Source organism: Bordetella tumbae (genome assembly GCF_965139195.1).
GTDB classification, from domain to species: domain Bacteria; phylum Pseudomonadota; class Gammaproteobacteria; order Burkholderiales; family Burkholderiaceae_B; genus Bordetella_A; species Bordetella_A tumbae.
Window position 1 is genome coordinate 18924 of sequence record NZ_CBCSJH010000003.1, and the last position, 20043, is coordinate 38966.

Sequence of the window (20043 nt, forward strand, 5' to 3'; positions counted from 1 at the left end):
AAAAATGAATTGACGGAAAGAATTATAGCGCTTATCTTGAATCTACCTAACGTTTGTTAGTTAAGGCATTTTTTCCATTTTCGCCGTCTCAGGAGCATGTGATGACAACCGCCGCATTAAACAATGAACAATTGACTATCTATGATTTTCCTGTCGGACCTTATCCAACCCGCGTACGTATCGCACTGGCAGAAAAGCAGTTGCAAAGCAAAGTGAAATTTGAACTTGTTGATTTGTACAAAGGCGAACATAAAAGGCCTGAGTTCATCGAACAGAAGAATTACTCCGGGACTTTGCCGGTGCTGGAGTTGGCGGACGGTACGCTGATAGCTGAATGCACCGCAATTACTCAATATCTTGATAGGCTGGATGGCAAGCCTATCCTGACTGGTACGACGCCTTTGGAACAAGGTGTAATCCACATGATGAGCAAACGCGCAGAAATCGAATTACTGGACGCAATTAGTGTGTATTTCCACCACGGCACGCCAGGATTGGGGCCATCGGTAGAGCTATATCAAAATCCAGAATGGGGATTTCGTCAGCGCGATAAGGCACTTCGAGGCATGCACTACTTTGATAAGGTGTTGCAGCAGCAAACTTATGTTGCCGGTGAGCGGTTTTCGATGGCAGATATCACTCTCATCGGCGGCTTGGTGTTTGCAGCAATCGTCAAACTGGATATTCCAACTGAATGCAAGGCATTGCTAGATTGGTTTGAACGAATGATGCAGCGTCCAAGCGTTGCGTCTCAACCTGCCTTTATCGGTCAGTAGAACTTAACGCAAGATAAAGCGCGAGGACATCTTCCAGTTCGCACTGGAAGATATCCGCTCTCGGCCGAGGCGGTGTGAAAACGGGGCTGAACGAGGACCCGCGCGTAGTCCAATGTCTATATCGGAAGAGAAAAAACCGCCAGCGCGGACCACACTAGCGATGGCGTTGTGGCGAAGCTTGAGGCAGATTTCGCGGATAAGCTTCCAAGCAGAGATCCAGCACTTCGGCACGAAACCAGCAATGAGCCGGATCGTGATCAAGGCGCGGATGCCAGATTGCCGAGATATTGAAAGCGGGTATGGGCACGGGTAGTTCGAAGCACTGTAAGCCATTGGCAGTCGCGTAATCCGGCACAAAGGAGTTGCCGAGGCATGAATGCGGGACAACGGCCAGCAAGTCCGAATGACGAACTAGCTGCATAGCGTTCGTATAAGACGGCACCACCATCAGTATCTTCCGCCGCATATTCGGCGGTTCCATGGTTGTGTCAATCGAATTTTCCGCTTCGCCGGTACGTGACGTCATCACATGGTCGTATGCGGCCCATTGCTCTACGCTGATGCTCCTTGCACTCAGAATCGGATGGCCTATGCGGCACACGCCGACATAGCGATCGCGAAAGAGCAAACGCGTACGTACCTCGGGCGCCGAGGTTTTGACGATACCGATCTCCAGGTCAATCACGCCTTCCCTCAGCGGTTGAGCATTCCAGTCCGGCTTGGGGGCGAAGCGAAGCTGCACACCGGGTGCCAGGCTGCGGATCCGATCCATCAACGCCGCGCCAAGCAGGTCAATAAAACCCTCACCCACTCGCAGGGTGAAGCGTTGCTCAAGGGTGGCAATGTCGAACTGATGCTTGGTGCGACTCAGTACCACCTCTACTTCTCGGGTCAGCGCTGAGATACGCTGGCTCAGTTGTTCTGCGTATGGCGTGAGCACCAGCGTGCGCCCAGCCTGCAGCAGCAGGCGATCACCCGTCACTGCGCGCAGGCGAGTGAGCGTACGGCTCATTGCAGAGACGCTGAGTTTCAGTCGCCGGGCGGCCCCCGTGACGCTACGCTCACTCAGCAATGCATCTAGCGCGGGAAGAAGGTTGAGGTCGACGCGTGTCATGCGCCCAGAATAATCGAAAACCGCCCGGGCATGGCGTTTGGCGCAATCAAGGATTGTAGGCCAGGCGGCTGGTGCAAATTAGAGCCAGGTTCGACAATTCATGGCTTCAATAGTGCAAAAAGGAGAATCCTATGCACCAAGCACCCGTTCACACCCCCACCGTCCTGCTCATCGGCGCCTCGCGCGGCCTCGGCCACGCCATGGCGGCCGAGTTCCTGAAAAACGGCTGGCACGTCGTGGGCACGGTCCGCGCCGGTGGCGGCCGAACTCTCTTGCACGATTTGGCCGATGCGCATCCGGACCGGGTCGACATTGAAATGCTGGACATTACCCGACCCGAGCAGATCCGAGCCTTACACGAGCGCCTGTCCGGCCGGATGTTCGACATTCTGTTTGTCAATGCCGGTACGACCAATCCGGACCCGACTCAGACCATCGGTGAGGTGTCGACAGAGGATTTCGTGAATCTCATGATCACCAATGCGCTTAGCCCGATGCGGGTGGTCGAGAGCTTGTCTGACCTTGTCACGCCGGCCGGCCTGATCGGGGTCATGTCATCCGGACAAGGCAGTATCGCCGACAACGAATCCGGCCAGCGGGAGGTTTACCGTGGCAGCAAGGCAGCCTTAAACCAATTCATGCGCAGTTTTGCCGCGCGCCAAGTGCAAACGCCACGGGCTATGCTGCTGATCGCGCCGGGTTGGGTGCGCACCGACCTGGGGGGAGCTGAGGGGAGATTGTCGATCGAGGAAAGTGTTCCCGGGGTTGTGAACGTGCTTCTGACCAAGTTGGGTCACCCCGGTCTCGAATACCTCGACTATCGTGGTCGGACTGTTCGGTGGTGATCAGGGAATACGCTGCTCGGTAGTTCAAAAATATGCATTTCCTCTCATCGATCATCACGTTTTAGAACATATGTTATAAAACTATCTTCAGCTTTAGTTGAGCGACTGGTGTTCGATACAAGTGAGGAGAGAAATGGGTATTGCAAATGGTACCCGTAGCGACGTTGCACGACTGATGCCGGTGAAGGGTAACCTTTGGCAAGGACTTTGCTGGGCTGCTTTAAGCCTCACAATCTTTGCTGGCTGGTTCGTGGTGACTCGCTTGAGCGTTACGCATGAGCTACGGCTTTGGGATGTCACGGCATTGCGGTTTGGAATTGGTGCGCTTGTGCTGCTTCCCGTGCTGTTTGCGAGCAAGAGTCGCATTTCTCCTAAGCAATGGGCCGAGGGCTTGGTATATGCGTGCCTATGGGGTATGCCTTTTGTGTTGGCGGTCGCGTTTGGCTTGCAAATTTCCTCGGCTCGGCGCGCTGCAGCTATCACGCCTGCGCTGATGCCGGTGTTCGCAGGCGTCTTTACATGGATCATTTTTCGTGAGCGTCAGGGTACGCGACGGTGGTGCGGCTATGCCGCTATCGTTCTGGGCTTGATCTGGCTGGTTGTTATTGGGGCTATTGCAGATGGGGCTGTGCACCCGTTGGGCATCTGCGCTCTCGTCATGGCGGCCATGATGTGGGCAGTCTATACGATGCTCTTTCGACGCAGCACACTGACACCGATCCAATCCGCCGCGCTTATCTGCTTCTGGTCTGCGTTGCTTTTTCTGCCGGTCTACGTGGGGACTGGGTTGAGTCGTCTGTCTTACGCATCGGCAGGGGAGATCGCGCTGCAAGCGATCTATCAGGGGATTTTGATGACTGGCGTCGCCATCGTTGCTTTCAATCGGTCCGTTGCATTACTGGGATCATCAATCGCCACTGCCATCATTGCACTGATCCCAGCTGTCGCTGCGGTGGTTGCCATTCCTGTGCTCGGAGAGCGGCCAAGCGAGGCGGAGGCTTTCGCTATTTTAATAGTCGTTCTTGGGGTGTTGCTGGCAGCAGGCTCATCCGCGAAACCGTCGGCTCAATCGTCTCTATCGACGTCATCTATGACGCGGGTGCGGTCATGATCCACTTTCAGGACCTATCAAGGTGCATAAGTTTGAAGTGATCAGCGACGAAATGACTACTGTCGTGATGTTCCTGTCCAATTGTCCCCGCGCCGCGAGGAAAGGAGTCTGATATGCAATTACGAGACAAGCGTGTTCTTATTACGGGTGGGTCAAGCGGCATTGGCTTCGCACTGGCCCAGGCAATGATTGCGCGTGGTGCGAAAGTATTCATTACTGGCCGGCGCCAGGCCGTGCTCGAAGATGCATTGAGGAGCCTCTCCTCAGCTGGCGGTACTCATGCTGATGTGGGCACGGCCGAAGGGCGTGCGATTACGCTGGATGAGGCGTTGAAATGGCTGGGTGGCATCGACCTGCTCGTCAATAATGCCGGTGGCGTGAGGGCCGGCCGGTTGGAGCACACCCCGCAGGCTGAGATCGAACAAATGGTGATTGTCGACTTGCTTGCCCCTATCCTGCTTACGCAATCTGCCCTGGGTGCGTTGCGGCGGAGCGGAGAGGCTATGGTAGTGAACATTGCCTCGGGTATCGCCTTGGTTGGCGCCCCGTTCTACACGACGTACGCGGCAGTGAAGGCTGGTCTGGCACATTTCGGAGAATCATTGCGGCGCGAACTCAAAGGCGAGGGCATCCATGTCCTCACTGCCTATCCTGGTGGGACGGATACGCCGATGATGCGTTCGAATCGTGCGGGGCCTGAACTGGGCTTTTCGCGCGAGCCTGCCGAAGCAGTGGCCATGGCCATCATTGAGGGCATTGAAGCAGATGTCTTCGAGGTGGTTCGTGGAGGGGAGGCACGCGCGCAGATGATCGCGCTCAATCGCACAGATCCTGCCGCTGTGGACGCTCGATTCCTATCGCTGAAAAACGCACTTGAAGATGCGGTGAAGGACCACAGCGCACTGTGATCCTTTTTGGGGGCAATGCTCTAACGACGAATCTGATGCTCCAGAATCGACACGCACAGTGAAAGTTTGCAGCGAACCTCGCCAACCGGTCTCACTTGCGCATCGCGGCCTCACCCCAATTCCTCAGTCACCCCATCCGCCTCGCGCTTGAGCGCAGCAGCAATAGTCCTGCGGCGCTCCGGACCCATGCGGCCGTAGTGCGCAGCAACGCTCAGCGCAGCAACGGGCTGGCGCGCGAGGTAAATCGCAACACCGATGCCGTACATCCCCTTGAGAAGGTGCCCCGGGTTGAACGCATACCCTCGCTCACGCGTGTCGGCTACCATCGCGCGCAGCTTATCCACGTCCAAGCTGGGATAGGGTTGCAGGCGGCCTTGAATGCGGCGCAGCACGTTCTCCACCTCACCATCGTCAAACGCAGCCAGCAGCGCCAGACTTCCCGAACCCACTCCCAACGGGCGGCGAGTACCGATGTTCTGGGTCAGCACTTTGACCGGAAAGGAGCCTTCTTTGCGGTCTATACAGACCGCATCCAGCCCGCTGCGTATCGTGAGCATGGCCGTGTCGCCGGTACTATGTGCCAGCCGCTCCAGCGCCGGCCGTGTCACTGCCTGGATGTCGAGGCGGTTGGACGCACGCTCGCCCATAGATAGAAATTCCAGCCCCAGGTAATAGACGCGGCTACCCGCAGCCTGCTCGACAAAACCCTCAGCGCTCAGGGTTTTCAGGAATCGATGTAGCGTGCCTTTGCTCAGCCCGCTCTGGGCCTGCAGATCGGAAAAACGCATGCCGCTCGATGACGAGCTGTAGGAAAGGATGCGCAGAATCTCCAGCGCGCGCCTGACGCTTTGCACGGTATCGCCGCTGGCCCGCGGGGTGCCGTTGTCCTCCATTGCTGTCTCCTGCCTCGTCGTTGTGGTTACGCGCCACCCGGGCGCGCCGCCTTTTTTCTGGCTGCTGGTACTACTGTTCCGCAGTGCGGAACTTTTTGTAGGTATCCGCGATTTTGCCGCGTTTCGTTTCTATAGTCCAAACCCAACCCCGGCGGCGTCACCGCGTTCGGGAGGAGGCAAGGACATGATCGAAATCGCGAACTCATACCAATGCAGTCCCGCGCTGTGGCGCGACAGAGTGGATCCGGCGTTCCTGCGCGAGCTGCGGCGCGTGGTGGCCGATACCGTGCTGCCCGAGGCCGAGGCCATCGACCGGCAGGACGTGTACCCCGTGCACATCGTCAAGACCATGGCGCGCCACGGCTATACCAGTCTGACGCTGCCGCGCCAGTGGGGCGGCAGCGCGGCCCCATACGGGCACTGCGCCGCGGTGTTCGAGGAGGCCTCGTACGGCAGCGCAGCAGTGGGGATCAGCCTGATCACCATCTTGCAGGCGCAGACCTTGATCAACCAGTTCGGCGCCGACTCGCTAAAGGCGGCGGTGTTGCCGGAATTCGTCCAGGGCCTGATCACCGCCTACGCGCTCACGGAGGCGAATCATGGCAGCGATATTCGCAGCCTGGATACCAAGGCGCAACGCAGCGCCAGCGGATGGACGCTGAACGGCCGGAAGTCGTTCATCACCTCGGGTTCGGCCGCCGAGGCCTATATCGTCCTGGCCGAGACTGACCATGGCGTGTCCACGTTTTTCGTGCGCCGCGACATGCCCGGCGTGTCAACGTTTAACGGCCCGACATCTGGCACATTCGGCCTGCGCAACGGTCCGCACGTGGATCTGATCCTGGACGGCGTGGTCCTGCCGGATGACCACCTGATCGGCATGGAAGGCAAGGGCGTGCGCCAGGCTGTGACTACGCTGGATTTCTCGCGCACGATGGCCGGTGCCATCAGCCTGGGCATCGCCCGCGCCGCGTTCGACAACGCGCTGGCCTATGCAGCCGGGCGCGAGGCGTTCGACCAAAAGGTGTTGGGGTTCCAAGGCATTCAGTGGTATTTCGCCGATCTGGCGACTCAGATCGACGCAGCCCGCCTGTTGGTGTACGAGGCCTGTGTGGCATTGGACGAACACCGCGAGATCGCGCGCTACGCCAGCGAGGCCAAACTCGCCGCCAGCCAAGTCGCCACGCGCGCGGCCGAGCAGGCGATTCAAATCTGCGGCGCCTACGGGGTGACCGAACACGCGCCGTTCGGCCGTTATTTGCGCGACGCCAAGGCCTACGAGATCGCCGGCGGCTCGTCCGAAATTCTCAAGAACACCATCGGCAAGCAATTGCTCGCCTTTGCCGCCAACCATTTGTCCGGACCCAAGAAGACGTGATCACCGACCGCCTGTATAGCCTGGCCGACAGCCAGCCCGACGCCATTGCGCTCGTTTTTGAAACCCGCCAGTACCGCTACCGGGAATTGGCAGAGATGGTCAGCGCCATGGCGGTACGCCTGCACGACGCCGGGGTGCGGCCGGGCGATCATGTCGCGTTGATGTGCGGCAACCGCCCGGCCTTTCTGGCCTGCTGGTTCGGGCTGAGCGAGCTGGGCGCGGTGTGCGTGCCGCTGAACACCGGGCTGGTGGGGGAGGGCTTTTGCTACTCGCTGGCCAAGAGCGAATCGCGCCTGCTGATCATCGAGCCCGAGTTGCTGGCGCCACGCCGCGACACGCTGGCGAACATGGAGGGCGCGCCGCCGGTACTGGAGATCGACGCCGCGATGGATTTGCCGCCGGCCGAATCGCCGGCGCGTTGGGCCGGACCATTGCACGCTGCGGGCGACGTGAACAGTATCCTGTTCACGTCGGGCACGACCGGCCTGCCCAAGGGCGTGACGCTGCCGCACGGCGCGTACGTGGCTGCCAGTGACGACATGCTGCACTCGCTGAAGCTGACTCGCGCGGATCGCATCCTGGTGTTCCTACCACTGTTCCACGCCAACCCGCAGATGTACGCGGTGGCCTCGGTGCTGGGCTGCGGTGCCACCTTGGTGTTGTTGCGGAATTTCTCGGCCAGCCGCTTCTTTGACGAAGCGATAGCGCATGGCGCTACCGGTTTTACGTATGTCGGCACGGTGCTGTCGATTCTGGACAAACATTATCCCGAGCCGCGCCGTGATCACTCGCTGCGCTGGTGCGTGGGCGGTGGCGCGCCGGCCCGCGTGTGGGAGGCGATCGAATCGCGCTTCGGTATCTCGGTGCGCGAGCTGTACGGCATGACGGAAACCGGCGGCTGGGTGTCGATGAATACGCCTGAGCGCGCGCGCTTTGGCTCGGTGGGGTATGCCCGCGAGGGGATCGAGGTGGCCGTGGTGGACGACGCTGGCGCGCCGGTAGCCACCGGAGTCAAGGGAGAAATCGTAGCGCGCTCCAAACGCCCGCACGTGTTTTTCTCTGAGTACTGGCGCAATCCCGAAGCCACAGCCGGCACGCTCAAACAGGGCTGGCTGCATACCGGGGATCGCGGCTACCTGGACGAGGACGGCTTTCTATATTTCGACGGACGCCAAAAGGAACTGATCCGGCGCGGCGGCGAAATGATCGCGCCTACCGAGGTAGAGCAGCAGTTGCTCAAGCACGAGCAGGTGCGCGATTGCGCAGTGGTTGGCGTGCCCGACGACATCATGGGCGAGGAGGTCCACGCATACGTGGTGCTGCAGGGCGAGCCTGATGCCAAGGCCCTGCAGGCATTTCTAAAGGCGCGCCTGCCGGCCTATATGGCGCCGCGCTATTTCTCGTTCGTGCCCGCCATTCCCAAAACCGAAACCCAGAAAATCAAGCGCCACTTGCTGGCCGACCTGCCGACGCAAATGGTGGATCTGAGCGTGGCGCGCCGCTGACCCCTGCACCGATAACACAGGAGACACAATCATGACCCGACGATGGAAACAACGGCCCCCTGGCTCGAACTGGGGTGATTTCGGTGATGACGACCAACTGGGTCGGCTCAATCTGCTGACCCCCGAGAAAGTGCGCGAGGCCGTAGCCGAGGTGAAGGAGGGCATCGTGTTCAGCCTGAGCCTGCCGCTGGACCTGCCGGGCGGCAACGTACTGAACCCGGCGCGCCATCCGCCACGCCTGATGCCGACCCGGCGCGATGACAAGCCCATGTACCTGCACGCCTTTCAGCACGACCACAACACCACCGACGTGGCGTGCGACGACATGGTCGCCATGAGCCTGCAGTACTCGACGCAATGGGATGCGCTGTCGCACATCGGTTCGCATTTCGATGCCGATGGTGATGGGGTGGCCGAGATCGTGTTCTACAACGGCTACACCGGCAAGCAAAATTTCTCGCACCAACGCGAAGAACGCGACAGCCCGTCGCGCGCGCATCGCCTGGGCATCGAGCACATGGCGGCCAAAGGCGTGCAGGGACGCGGCGTACTGCTCGACCTGCGGCGCCATTTCGGCGACGAGCGCAAGCGCGTTGGCTACGACGATCTGATGCGCGTGATCGAACGCGACCGCGTCGAGGTGCGCAAGGGCGACATGCTCTGCCTGCACACCGGTTTTGCCGACGTGGTGCTGGGCATGGGCGGCAAGCCCGACGCGCAGCGGCTGGCACGTTCGTGCGCTGTGCTCGACGGCTCGGACAGCCGCCTGCTGGACTGGATCGACGATAGTGGCATCGCCGCGTTGATCGCGGACAACTATGCGGTCGAGGACCGGCCCTACGATTTCAAAGGCGATGGTTGCCATGCGCTGCTGCCATTGCACGAGCGTTGCCTGTTCAAGTTGGGCCTGCATCTGGGTGAACTGTGGCACCTGACTCCGCTGGCTGAGTGGCTGGCGCGGCACGAGCGTCATGCTTTCCTGCTGACCGCACCACCGTTGCATTTACCCGGTGCGGTGGGCTCGCCGCTGAACCCGATCGCCACCGTATAACAGCCTGCCATGCCATTGGAAATTCAGGAGGCCGATGGCATGGGTAGGGCGCAAGACTCCGCGCATCGTATAAGAACGACGATTTCAACAAGGAGAGAGAGACATGAAACAACTAACCGGAATCCTGCGGGCCGCACTGTTGTGCAGCGTTGCCACGCTTGCCGCAGGTAATAACGCCGTTGCCCAGGCTAACAACTGGCCGTCCAAACCCGTCCGCCTACTGGTAGGCTTTGCGCCGGGCGGACCGACCGACAACGTGGCACGCATCCTGGCCGAGAAAATGAGCAGCGAACTGGGGCAGCCGGTCATCGTCGAGAACAAGGCAGGCGCGGCGGGCAATATCGCCGCCACCGCGCTGACGCAGGCCCCCGCCGACGGCTATACGCTGCTCTATAACACCTCGTCCATTGTCATCGCGCCCTGGGTCTATCAATCGCCCGGCTTCGATCCTATGAAGGATTTCGCGCCAGTCGGCCTGACGGCAGCGGTGCCGCTGGTGCTGGCGGCAAACATGCAGGTACCGGCGCAGAACCCAAAGGCATTGGTTGAGATGATCAAAGCCGCGCCCGGCAAATACAACTATGCATCCTCGGGCGTGGGCGCCATCGAACACCTGACCGCTGCCCAGCTATTGAGTATGTTGGACCTGAAAGCGACCCACGTGGCCTACAAAGGCACGGCGCCGGCCCAGGTGGACCTGATTGCAGGCGCCACGCAATTCACCACGACCACGCTGAATACGGTGATTTCGCCAGTGCAGGCCGGCAAGCTGCGCGCGCTGGCCATCACCAGCAAAGAACGCTGGTCGGGCATGCCCGACGTGCCGACGGTGGCGGAAACCCTGATCCCGGGTTTCGAGAGCCTGGCCTGGCAGGGCATCGTGGCGCCGGTCGGCACGCCCGAACCGGTGCTAGCGAAGATCAACGCCGCCATCAACAGCGCTCTGGCTTCGCCCGACGTACGCCAAAAACTGGACCAGCAGGGCACCATCGTACTGGGCGGTTCGGTGGAAAAATATCGCGCCTATATCAAGTCGGAATACGATCGTTGGGGCAAGGTGGTAGAACAGGCCGGGGCACGCATCGAGTAGGGACGATTTGCCCTATCCATGATGAGTTTGTCATAGGGAGTCCTATACGAATCAATTGAGGGAGATGTTCGCTTGCTTGACGACGTCGGCAAAGTGAGCGGAGTCTTGTTCTTGCGCGCGAGTAACGCCCGCTGCGTCCGTCGGCCAGCGCTCGAAGCCGAAGGTTCTAAAGCGCTCTTGCAGCGCCGGCGTGGTCAACGCGGTGGCGATGGATCCGCCGAGTTTTTGAGAAACGTCTGATGGCGTTCCTTTTGGAACAAATGCGGCAACCCAGGTCTTGAGCGTGAAATCCGCGGGCCCTCCAGCCTCAGATACCGTGGGAATATCAGGATAGAGGCTTAGGCGTTGCGGTGCGGCCAGGGCTAAGAGCTTCACACGTTTGGCTTGGTACAGGTTTTGCACGGTCGCTGCTGTACCGAAGGCCCAACTGATCTCTCCGTTAGCAACAGCCGTATACAGCTGCGGCAATTCCTTGAAAGGGACGTGGACCATGGACGTCTGCGTTTTCTGCTGAAAGAGCGTCGAGCCAACGTGTGCGACACTGCCTATTCCCCAACTTCCATAAGTCAATGTCTCCGGAGCCCGACGCGCCGCCTCAACGAGATCGGTCACGTTTTTCCATGGGGAATTCGCAGCGACGACAATGAAGAAGTTCGTCGTGTATATGGGCGCGACTGGCGTGAAGTCCTTCATGGGGTCGAACGGCATCTTGCTATATAGGTGAGGCTGCAACGTCATATGGGTGTTGTCGACGATAGCAATCGAATAGCCATCCGGGGCAGACCGTTTGACTTCGCCGATGGCGAGCCAGCCATTGGCACCGGGCTTGTTTTCGACAATGAATGGCTGCTTCCATGCGTTCGAGAGCTGCTCTCCTACCATTCGAGCGACCGCGTCGGGGCCACTTCCCACGGAGTAGGGGAGAACGGCCCGTACGCTTCGGTTGGGATATGCGGGTGCTTGCGCGTAGGTGTTCCAAGTTGCCGTGAACGCAATCAAGGAAAAAATCAGAGTTTTCTTCATGTCTCCCCCATATTGTATGGGTGGTTTTATGGAATGAGCTGGGCGTCCTTTTTGCCCGTACGCTCGGTTCTTGCTTCAAAGGCTGCGGTAAAGGTGGGGTCTCGCTGACGCAGGTCTTCGTGACTGACTTGTCCTGTGCGCCGCATGTAGTCGTAGGCGAAGGAGACCGGGTCCAGGTACATCTTGTCTGCCACGTTTTCATACCAATCCAAGCTGCGCGCGGCCGCGGTTTGGAAGCTTGTGGACGGCGACCGACGCAGAGACTCAAAGACGGCGAATGCGGCGCGTGCATCAGACGGATACTGTCGAAGCCCCTGGTGCAGCGCGATAGCGTCCTGCATGGCCATGCGTGTTCCCGAGCCCAGCGAGAAGTGCACGGTGCGCAGAGCGTCGCCGAGCAGCACGACGTTGCCGTGCGACCAGTTTTCATTGCGCACGATGTTTGCTTCGAACCAGAGCGAGCGGTTTCCGAGAAGCTCGTTGGCGCCTAGGTCGTTGCGAAATACGTCCGCGCAATAACGACGGCTTTCCTCTTCGCTGGCGTTGTTCAGACCTGCTCGTGTCCATGTGTCGGGGTCGACCTCGACCAAAAAGGTACTGAGCTCAGGGCTGTATTGGTAACTATGGGCGATAAAGATGCCATGCCCAGTCTGACGAAAGATCAAGGACACTGGGTGGAAGCGCTGGCGTGTGCCATACCAGGCGAATTTATTGCGTCGCTTTTCGAACGTGGGTTGAAAGTGTTGAGCGAGTTGAGTGCGGGTCTGGCTGTTGGAACCGTCTGCGGCGACGACCATGTCGAATTCTGCGGTCAGGAGCGAAACGTCTCCGACGCGGTGGTCGTACTTGATTCGAACGCCGGCCTTGACACAAGCTTTTTCCAGCACTTGAAGCATCTTGAGTCGAGCGGTACGGGAGAAGTGATTGCCTTGAACTTGGATCCGCTCGTCCCGGTGAACGATCTCCATGTAGTCGCACCGTTCATGATGCGCGATAAAGTCTTTGAAGAAATCCGGGTCTGCATCCCGCAGAAAGTTCAGTCCGATGTCTGAAAAGACTACGCCCCAACCGTACGTGGCGCCCTGAGGGTTCTGCTCGAACACTTGAATGTCATGACCTGGGTCGTTCTTCTTAGCCAGCAGAGCAAAATACAGGCCGGCGGGACCGGCCCCAATGATTGCAATTTTCATACTTGGGGACTCCGGGACGAGGCCGCCATAGGATGGGCAGCCTGATACGTGACCAAGGCGTCGCGCATGATGGCGGGAATGGGGATTGCCCGGCGTTCGCCGCGCGCGACGCAGATGGGGGTGAGCTTCGCCACAAATGCGGGGTGGCCGTGCACAGTACCCGTAATGTTCAGGGTGTATGTGTGTTCGCCGATATGTTCGACAGAGACGGCCATGTCGAATTCTTGGTCGGGCCAAAGGGTGGCATGGAAATCGAAGGTGAGCGCCCGCGTGGGAGTGCCGAATCCGTGCTTGTCTTTGGATGATTGCGGGGTATTTCCGAGCAGGCGTTCGTAGAAAAGCTCTGCCGCGGAGATGACGTACTCGCTAAACGTGACGGTGTATACGACGCCGGCCGGGTCGCAGTCACCCCATTTGACGCGCCTGCGAATCACAAAAGGCGAGTCGCTGACGATGTATTCGGTGGCGATCATGATGCCCGTCCTGCTGCTTCGGCTTCGTTGTTGAGCTTTTCGGCGATCGCTTTGCGCAGGGCTGCCTTGTCGAGCTTGCCGACCTTTGTCACGGGGAAAGCTTCGATTTCTTCTACGCGTTCCGGGCATTTGTATTTTGCAAGGCCCTGGGCGACGAGATAGGTCAGGAGCTCCTCGACGCTCGGGGCGTTATGACCTGGTCGAGGGACAATGAAAATGCACCCTTTTTCGCCGTATAGCTCGTCAGGCATCGCGACTAGTCGCGCCTCGGACACTGCCGGGTGGCCGCTCACCAACGCCTCAACTTCTTCGCACCCGATTTTTTCGCCACCGCGATTGATGTTGTCGCGTAGGCGTCCCTGAAATGCGTAATAGGTCTTTCCGTCATGAACCAGCTCGGTCATCATGTCGCCGGTGCGGTAGAATCCGTCGGACGTAAATGCTTTCGCATTGGCTTCGGGCGCATCGAAGAAGCCGGGAATGGTTGCGGGACCACGGAAGCAGAGTTCCCCCATTTCACCGGCTTGGACCAGGCGTTCGCTAGCCGGATCAAGCAGGCGGATTTCGTCCTCCGGACAGCCTGACCGTCCTTGTGTCCGGTGGCGGACAAGTTCGGAAGCCGTATGAGACGTACCCAGCAGCAAGCCTTCTGTAATTCCAAAGAGGTTGGAGCAACGCACCTTGAGGTGATCTTCCAATCGGTCGGCGGCGCTCATCGTGGTGAATAGCCGCAGAGACGACAGGTCATGCCGCGCCAGATTCTCGTAGGCCATTAACTGCGGCGCGATGGGGCCGATTGAAATAGCGCGGGTGACGCGATGTTCTTCGATCAACTCCAGCATGCGCGGGACATCTACGCGCGGCATCAACACCGCGGAAAGCCCTATGAGAATCATGGGCATCAGCACGTAGACTTGAGCGGCGTTATGCAAGAGCGGCAACGCCCAGATGATTCGGTCGTCTTCCTCCATTTCGTACATGCGCGCGCACGCGAGGGCGTGTGCCAGGTACTCAGCGTGAAAGCGGGGAATGATCTTCGGAATACCAGTAGTGCCGCCGGATAGTTGAAAGGCTAAGACATCTTCGGATCCAGGCTGGTCCTTCGCAAGACGCGCGCGCGCTTGCTCAAGTGGCATGCCGTCGATTAGCGCTTGAAGCGAGGCTGCGTCACCGGCAGAACCTCGGGCGACAATGAGGTGTTCCAGGCTGCCGTGCGATCTCATCATTTCTTTGGCAAAACCGACGAGATCAAAGGAGCCGAAGTCGGCTTGGACAAAGTAGCAGCGCGCGGCGGATTGCCGGACAAGCTGGCCGATCTCGAGCGCGCGATGCTGGGGCAGCGAGCAGATGGGAATGATGCCTGCCTTGTAGCAGGCCAAAAGCGTCACCGCAGTCTCAAGGGTCGTGCCCATTTGAAAGATTGCGCGGTCGCCTGGACTTAATCCGGTATCTAGCAGGGCTGCGCCCAGTCTTTCACTTTGCGCGTCTAGCTCGGCGAAGGTCAGGGCGCCCTGATCAGTAATGAGTGCAAGGCGATCGCCGCAACGGGTCGCGGTATCACGTAGAACCTGGCCAACCGTTTGCGCACGCCAGGCGCCACTACTGAAATAGGCCCGCGCTCTTTCATCCGAGTGGTAGGTGACGCCCTCTATGGGGAATTTAATATCTCGCATGTGTCTCCTCCCCGTTTATCAAGCTTCGGCAGGTTCAATTCGAACCAGGTCTCGGTCCATCGTGGTGATGTTGCCGCTTACCCCACCGGTGAACAGGCCATACCAAACGGCAGGCTTTAATCCCAACGTCTTGCGCCGAAACTCCACAGGACCGGGGCTCTGTATGCAATCGAAGTACTCTCCAGCATGGACGTCGCATTCGGCACGAGATTCGGCATCACGCACAAGGGAAGAGAATTCTTCGACTCGCGGCACAAAGATACGAACGCCCGAGAACTGTTTCGATTCCGCCTCGCCAGCGGACTCTAGCAACGCCGCTTTACGAGCCCAGATGTGGTCCACGTGGGTGACGCGCCGGCCGGCGGACATCGCTTCATCTTCGAGTTCGATGGCGGCTTGAATGGTCAGGGCTGCGTCGGCTGCATCTACTGCAGCCAAGGGACGAAGCTTGCGGGTGAACTCAATGAAGTATCCGTTGGGATCACGAACGTAGATGGATTCAATGACCTCGTGGCGGGTTTCGACGGAGACATCCAGACCAGCGGTTTCCAGCCGCTGTTTCCACGCCTTCAGCTCGTCTTCGTCTTGGACAAGCCACGCGGTGTGAGTCGCATCGCCAACATGGTCGTCAGGGAGAGGGCGCATGCTACGGCGTTCACGTACCGAATCGGGCTCGTCGGATCCCAGGTAGTAAAAGAAAGCAATAGTGCTGCCTTGGCCGCTGTCAAAGAAGAAGTGCAGGAAGTCCGGATGCGTTTCGGGCCCCCAGCCGCGCGCCGAAATAACGTGTACCAGTGGCAGGCCCAAGATATCGCGATAGAAGTTGATCGTTTCGCGCAGACGCCAGGTGGGGCGTGCGGTGTGGTCAACGCCATGTAGCGCCAAAGAGCGGGGCTTGGTAGGAGTTGAAATCATTGAGCTACTCCGATATAGAGTTAAAGAAAGCGCGCTTGCAACCAGGAGGCAAGTTCGCGGCCCGCTTGATATCGGCCGGGCTCTTCCTGTTCCAGTAGTGCGCGTCCGTGGTGATCGCCTCGGATGCGCAAGTGCTGTTTGTCCTGTGCGCTGATCGCGTTATGGATGTCCCTGACATCAGCAGGAAAGCAGGCCTGGTCGCCGGTGTATTCGATGATCAATGTCGGCTGGATAATTGACGGGGCAGTCAACGCGAGGGCGGCGTTGGACGATAGCCCTGACCATGTGGATAGCCAGCTTTCAGGGGTGCAGAAGCGGGCGAAACCAACGGCTCCGAAGTTGGACGCGTAGGGGTCTTTGCCCCACAGCGAGCCTGGGTGACGATCCGAGGGGTCGATGCTGAGATCTAAACAGCGCAAGTCGGCGTCGGTACGCCAGATGGTCATGACCGGGGTGTGAGCTGCCCGTCTCCGCCCTTCTGCGGAGGTGTTGGCTCCGGTCTTGATCTGCTCGCGCGCATCAAGCCGCATGGCAATGATCTCGCGGGCGCGTTGGTCCAGTCGTGCGACCCGATTCCGTTGGGCCGCGCGGTAGTTAGCAATGAATTCGCGGGAATACCGCGCCTCTCCCGCCTTCCGATACCCGTTGTCGGGACTGAGCGGATCGAGCGCAGCGACGACTGACAGGGCGTCATCTTCATCAGCAACCGATGGGTCGATGCAATTAAGGAGCAGGGCGCCCTGGCCAGGGTGAGGGCCGACGAGCACCATACCGTCGACCGCGAGCATATCCAACTCCGGAAGGCCGCTGCGCTTGCCGCCTGGCGTGCGGGCAATTCGTTGGGCAGCAGGAAGAGATGACTGTTGGATATACAGGCTGTAGAGGCCCGCGCCCCCTGAGTTGCCCAGCAACACGATGTTCTTGAAACCTTGATCGCGCAAAAAGCGCATGCCTGCGGCAACGTCATGCAGGGCAATCTCGTGCTCCAGTCGCAGATCATTGCCGACGGATCGCGCGCCTTGCGACCATGCTGCACATCCTGATTCGACGATGTCGGGAATGAGGTAGTGACAGGCCATGAATTCGCGGGGATGCATTACGCAGACGACGGTATCTGGTCGATCCCCAGCGGGTAAGTACAGAGATCCAGAAGTTGCGGCGTCGTCATCCGTGCGCAATACGACGTTGCGGGTCGTGGCTCCCGACGGCAGGTCACGCGGATTCCAGTCGGTATTCAGGAAGCCGGCATTGACCCCATTTGTGGTCAGTTCTTTGGTCACATTGGTCTCCTACAGATGTGCCTCGCATCGAATTTGTCTTATTAGACGAATTATTGACACTAGTGTCAATTGATTTGGTCAATTTGACGCGTACGTCAGTTTGCGGACAATAGAGACTGCAAAAGATCAATTAGGGACAGGTATCGGCGCTATGCACGATCGCAATGGGGAAAAACGTGGTGAATGACATTTCGACAAAGGTCAATCTGAAGGGCGACGCGTTGCGAAATGCGATTCTGGACGTGGCAGCAAAGCTGTTCATTGAGAGAGGATCGGCCGGCACAAGTATTCAAAACATCGCCGAACGGCTGGGACTGAGCCGTACTGCCGTCTACTACTATTTCAAGAGCAAGGATGCGATTCAGCGCGCGCTGACGGAAGAGGTGCTGGCCGATGCGCGAAAGCTGGCAGGAGACACGGTCGCGCGCGATGACCTCGATCCGGTGACCGCGTTACGTGCTCTAGTGGCTCAACATGCTCAATTGATACTGTCGCGTCCTGCCGAATTTCGAGTTGCGGATCGCACACAAGCCGATATGACTAGCAAGCAGCGCGCAGCGATGCAAAGTGCGCGGCGCAATGTGCTCGATAACTTCAGTAGCGTGATTGAGCGCGGGATCCGTGAAGGTCAATTCCGGATGGTTGATGCGCACGTAGCCGCCTTCAGTCTCATCGGCATGTGCAATTGGTCGGCTTGGTGGTACAAGCCATCTGGCAGATTGAGCATTGCTGAAGTCGCCGATCTGATGGCGGAAATGGGCGTCAATGCGCTATTGCGTGACGAGGCGCGCAGATCGCGCTCGCCAGCAGATGCACGAGAGTCTCTGCGCCTGGTTCGGGAGGATCTGGATTACCTCGAGAAGATTATTGACAGAGCTGCGGATGCTACATGACGCTCGGCAGAGTCAATTTTTCGAGTCATTAAATAGCGCTGCGTGGACCGATGTTTTATCTGGCCCAGGCACCAGTTTGGAAAGATCAGGTGGTACCGCGACGCACAACAACTTCAGACTTTTGATGTGGCAAGCCATCCTCCTCCAACGAGGACCAATGCTATACCTATCCCTGTGGCTAAAGAGATTGGCTCATTAAAGAACAACATCCCGAACGCGGCACCGTAGACGACCCAACTATATCGAATGGGGCCAACTACGCTGGCACTCGCTCGTCTGAATGCGTTGATATTGCAGTACTGCGCCAGAATTGCCACGGGACCCAGTATCAGGAAAGCGAGTAGCCACTGTATCGGTATGCCATGCCAATTGGCGAGCCCCGGCCAGGCGAGAATCAATGATCCAAAAAAGTTCACATAGAAGAGCACAGTGAAGGTGGATTCGGCACGAACGAGTGTCTTTATCAGGATGCTTTCGAGTGCGACAAGCAGCGCTCCCAACAGCGCGATGAGCGCCGGCCCGGCGGAGTCTGTACCCCACACAGAGAACGCTCCTTGTGACCCTACCACCGTCATCGCGCCAGTCAAGCTCACTATCGTGCCCATCCATTGACGCGGCGACACATGCTCGCGCAGAATAATGACACCCAATAGAACGGTAAAGAGTCCGTCCAATAGGCCAATCGCGCTCGCAGACGCGACAGGCATGTGGGCGGCGGCGAATATGGCAGCAACACCGCCGATACCACCGGCTGCCGCCCGGCATGCATGCAAAACCGGTTGGGTTGTGGAGAGAGCCCGGGCGATGTCGCGTTGCGTCAATAGCGCCAGTGCCATCGTCGCGAATCCGCCGACATATCGAAGCCACATGATCTGCAGGGCGGAGGCGCCGGTCCCGCTAAGCTTTCCGGATACATAAATAAAGGAAAACAACCCCATGCCAGCGAGAGCCCATAGCACGCCGTTCAGGTTCGAGGCACCTTGCACTTGCATCCGTTGATAGTTGTTGTTCGATGGCACGGCTTGAGAATTACTCTCATGGTATGGTGAGAGCAGAGATTACGACGTGACTTCGACCTCGCGCTTTCAAGAAATTGCGGTTTGATGCGCAGATTATTTTGCAGAGGGTTCCATGAGGTTCAAATGGGTTCCAGGTGCAGCCCATAGTGCGCCGCGCTCGATCATCAATACGGTCCCGACCATCAGAATTCGTATGGGCGTCGGATATGGTGCAGAGGCATTCTATGGTCAAGCGCTACGTTCGGTGAGTTGGCCTGCCGGGGCGTTCGAGTTCGTTCCTCCCGCAATAGAGCATGTTCATACAACAGGTCTGGATGCAGACTGGCTGTCGGTAGAGTTCGACGTGGCTGAGTGGCAGGATGTCATAGGATGTGACGCGGCGGAGCGTGATTTGCTTCGTTGCGATGCTGGACATAGATGTGCGAATTTTCCGGCATTAATGAGATCTGCTTATCGCGTGCTGACTGCCGCACCTTGCGAAGCAGATTTCTTGCGGCAAGAGTTGGGAGCCGAATTTGCGAATCAGTACCGCCAGTGCATAGATCCAGTATCTCTAGGCCGACGGTCAAGTTCGCTAAATTCGACTATTGTCAAACGGCTAGCAGACTTGGTGGAAGAACGCTTGCACCGGGACATAGGGCTGGAGCAAATGGCGAATGAGGCGGGATTGAGCAAGTTCCACTTCACCACCGCTTTTTGCCGCGCAACCGGCGTCACGCCGTATCAGTACATTGTCAGTCGGCGTCTGAACAGAGCTCAGAAGTTGCTGCGAAACACAAATGTGCCCGTCACCACCGTAGCCCTGGATTGTGGCTTTTCAAGCCACGCGCATCTTACTTCTGCGTTCACGTCCAGGTTCGGGGTTTCGCCGACGATTTACCGTCGAATTGTCTTTCATTGATTTTT

General features: G+C 58.5%; 19 protein-coding genes. 10 read left to right on the plus strand and 9 right to left on the minus strand.

The window, feature by feature from the left end; translation table 11 throughout:
• Positions 1-101 precede the first annotated feature (101 nt).
• Complete coding sequence (locus ACNA0J_RS05370; protein ID WP_415817187.1) at positions 102-776, plus strand: glutathione S-transferase; 675 nt, start codon at positions 102-104, stop codon at positions 774-776.
• 154 nt (positions 777-930) lie between these two features.
• Here ACNA0J_RS05370 and ACNA0J_RS05375 read toward each other — a convergent pair whose 3' ends face one another.
• Complete coding sequence (locus ACNA0J_RS05375; RefSeq protein ID WP_415817189.1) at positions 931-1890, minus strand: LysR family transcriptional regulator; 960 nt, start codon at positions 1888-1890, stop codon at positions 931-933.
• A gap of 131 nt (positions 1891-2021) precedes the next feature.
• On the opposite strand from ACNA0J_RS05375, the gene ACNA0J_RS05380 reads away from it, so the two are divergent.
• The 3 genes from ACNA0J_RS05380 (at position 2022) to ACNA0J_RS05390 (ending at position 4754) form a co-directional block, all read left to right on the plus strand.
• Complete coding sequence (locus tag ACNA0J_RS05380; protein WP_415817191.1) at positions 2022-2735, plus strand: SDR family NAD(P)-dependent oxidoreductase; 714 nt, start codon at positions 2022-2024, stop codon at positions 2733-2735.
• 97 nt (positions 2736-2832) lie between these two features.
• On the plus strand, positions 2833-3846 hold the full coding sequence (locus ACNA0J_RS05385) for a DMT family transporter (RefSeq protein ID WP_415817193.1): 1014 nt from the start codon (positions 2833-2835) through the stop codon (positions 3844-3846).
• 113 nt (positions 3847-3959) lie between these two features.
• Positions 3960-4754, plus strand: a complete 795-nt coding sequence (locus tag ACNA0J_RS05390; RefSeq protein ID WP_415817195.1) for an SDR family NAD(P)-dependent oxidoreductase — start codon at positions 3960-3962, stop codon at positions 4752-4754.
• Positions 4755-4864: 110 nt separating this feature from the next.
• On the opposite strand, the gene ACNA0J_RS05395 is transcribed toward ACNA0J_RS05390, so the two are convergent.
• Positions 4865-5647, minus strand: coding sequence for an IclR family transcriptional regulator (locus tag ACNA0J_RS05395; protein ID WP_415817197.1), 783 nt, complete (start codon positions 5645-5647; stop codon positions 4865-4867).
• 184 nt (positions 5648-5831) lie between these two features.
• Between ACNA0J_RS05395 and ACNA0J_RS05400 the strand changes: the two genes are divergently transcribed.
• From ACNA0J_RS05400 to ACNA0J_RS05415, 4 genes are all read left to right on the plus strand, one after another.
• On the plus strand, positions 5832-7025 hold the full coding sequence (locus ACNA0J_RS05400) for an acyl-CoA dehydrogenase family protein (RefSeq protein WP_415817199.1): 1194 nt from the start codon (positions 5832-5834) through the stop codon (positions 7023-7025).
• Complete coding sequence (locus tag ACNA0J_RS05405) at positions 7022-8530, plus strand: class I adenylate-forming enzyme family protein (protein ID WP_415817201.1); 1509 nt, start codon at positions 7022-7024, stop codon at positions 8528-8530. The genes ACNA0J_RS05400 and ACNA0J_RS05405 overlap by 4 nt, the downstream gene beginning before the upstream one ends.
• 31 nt (positions 8531-8561) lie before the next feature.
• Entirely contained in the window at positions 8562-9581 is a 1020-nt protein-coding gene (locus tag ACNA0J_RS05410) for a cyclase family protein (RefSeq protein ID WP_415817203.1), read from the plus strand.
• A 103-nt stretch (positions 9582-9684) separates the two neighbouring features.
• The gene (locus tag ACNA0J_RS05415; protein WP_415817205.1) at positions 9685-10671 is read left to right on the plus strand and encodes a Bug family tripartite tricarboxylate transporter substrate binding protein; all 987 of its coding nucleotides are present in this window, start codon (positions 9685-9687) and stop codon (positions 10669-10671) included.
• 51 nt (positions 10672-10722) lie between these two features.
• Here ACNA0J_RS05415 and ACNA0J_RS05420 read toward each other — a convergent pair whose 3' ends face one another.
• Genes ACNA0J_RS05420 through ACNA0J_RS05445 form a run of 6 tightly spaced genes read right to left on the minus strand, consistent with a single transcriptional unit; the run spans position 10723 to position 17225 of the window.
• Positions 10723-11694 carry a Bug family tripartite tricarboxylate transporter substrate binding protein gene (locus ACNA0J_RS05420; RefSeq protein ID WP_415817207.1) on the minus strand — a complete coding sequence of 324 codons (972 nt, stop codon included), beginning with the start codon at positions 11692-11694 and terminating at the stop codon, positions 10723-10725.
• A gap of 26 nt (positions 11695-11720) precedes the next feature.
• Positions 11721-12884, minus strand: a complete 1164-nt coding sequence (locus ACNA0J_RS05425; protein WP_415817209.1) for an FAD-dependent monooxygenase — start codon at positions 12882-12884, stop codon at positions 11721-11723.
• On the minus strand, positions 12881-13357 hold the full coding sequence (locus tag ACNA0J_RS05430; protein WP_415817211.1) for an acyl-CoA thioesterase: 477 nt from the start codon (positions 13355-13357) through the stop codon (positions 12881-12883). The genes ACNA0J_RS05425 and ACNA0J_RS05430 overlap by 4 nt, the downstream gene beginning before the upstream one ends.
• Positions 13354-15030 carry an AMP-binding protein gene (locus ACNA0J_RS05435; protein WP_415817213.1) on the minus strand — a complete coding sequence of 559 codons (1677 nt, stop codon included), beginning with the start codon at positions 15028-15030 and terminating at the stop codon, positions 13354-13356. Before ACNA0J_RS05435 ends, ACNA0J_RS05430 begins: the two co-directional genes overlap by 4 nt.
• 18 nt (positions 15031-15048) lie before the next feature.
• Positions 15049-15945 carry a VOC family protein gene (locus tag ACNA0J_RS05440; protein ID WP_415817215.1) on the minus strand — a complete coding sequence of 299 codons (897 nt, stop codon included), beginning with the start codon at positions 15943-15945 and terminating at the stop codon, positions 15049-15051.
• Between the two features lie 20 nt (positions 15946-15965).
• Complete coding sequence (locus ACNA0J_RS05445) at positions 15966-17225, minus strand: alpha/beta fold hydrolase (protein WP_415817217.1); 1260 nt, start codon at positions 17223-17225, stop codon at positions 15966-15968.
• Positions 17226-17401: 176 nt separating this feature from the next.
• Here ACNA0J_RS05445 and ACNA0J_RS05450 point away from each other — a divergent pair, with 176 nt between their 5' ends.
• Entirely contained in the window at positions 17402-18118 is a 717-nt protein-coding gene (locus tag ACNA0J_RS05450; RefSeq protein ID WP_415817219.1) for a TetR/AcrR family transcriptional regulator, read from the plus strand.
• A gap of 113 nt (positions 18119-18231) precedes the next feature.
• On the opposite strand, the gene ACNA0J_RS05455 is transcribed toward ACNA0J_RS05450, so the two are convergent.
• Positions 18232-19137: a DMT family transporter gene (locus ACNA0J_RS05455; protein ID WP_415817221.1), complete on the minus strand. Its 906-nt coding sequence runs from the start codon at positions 19135-19137 to the stop codon at positions 18232-18234.
• 112 nt (positions 19138-19249) lie between these two features.
• Between ACNA0J_RS05455 and ACNA0J_RS05460 the strand changes: the two genes are divergently transcribed.
• Positions 19250-20038 carry a helix-turn-helix transcriptional regulator gene (locus tag ACNA0J_RS05460; RefSeq protein ID WP_415817223.1) on the plus strand — a complete coding sequence of 263 codons (789 nt, stop codon included), beginning with the start codon at positions 19250-19252 and terminating at the stop codon, positions 20036-20038.
• The last annotated feature ends 5 nt before the right edge of the window (positions 20039-20043 follow it).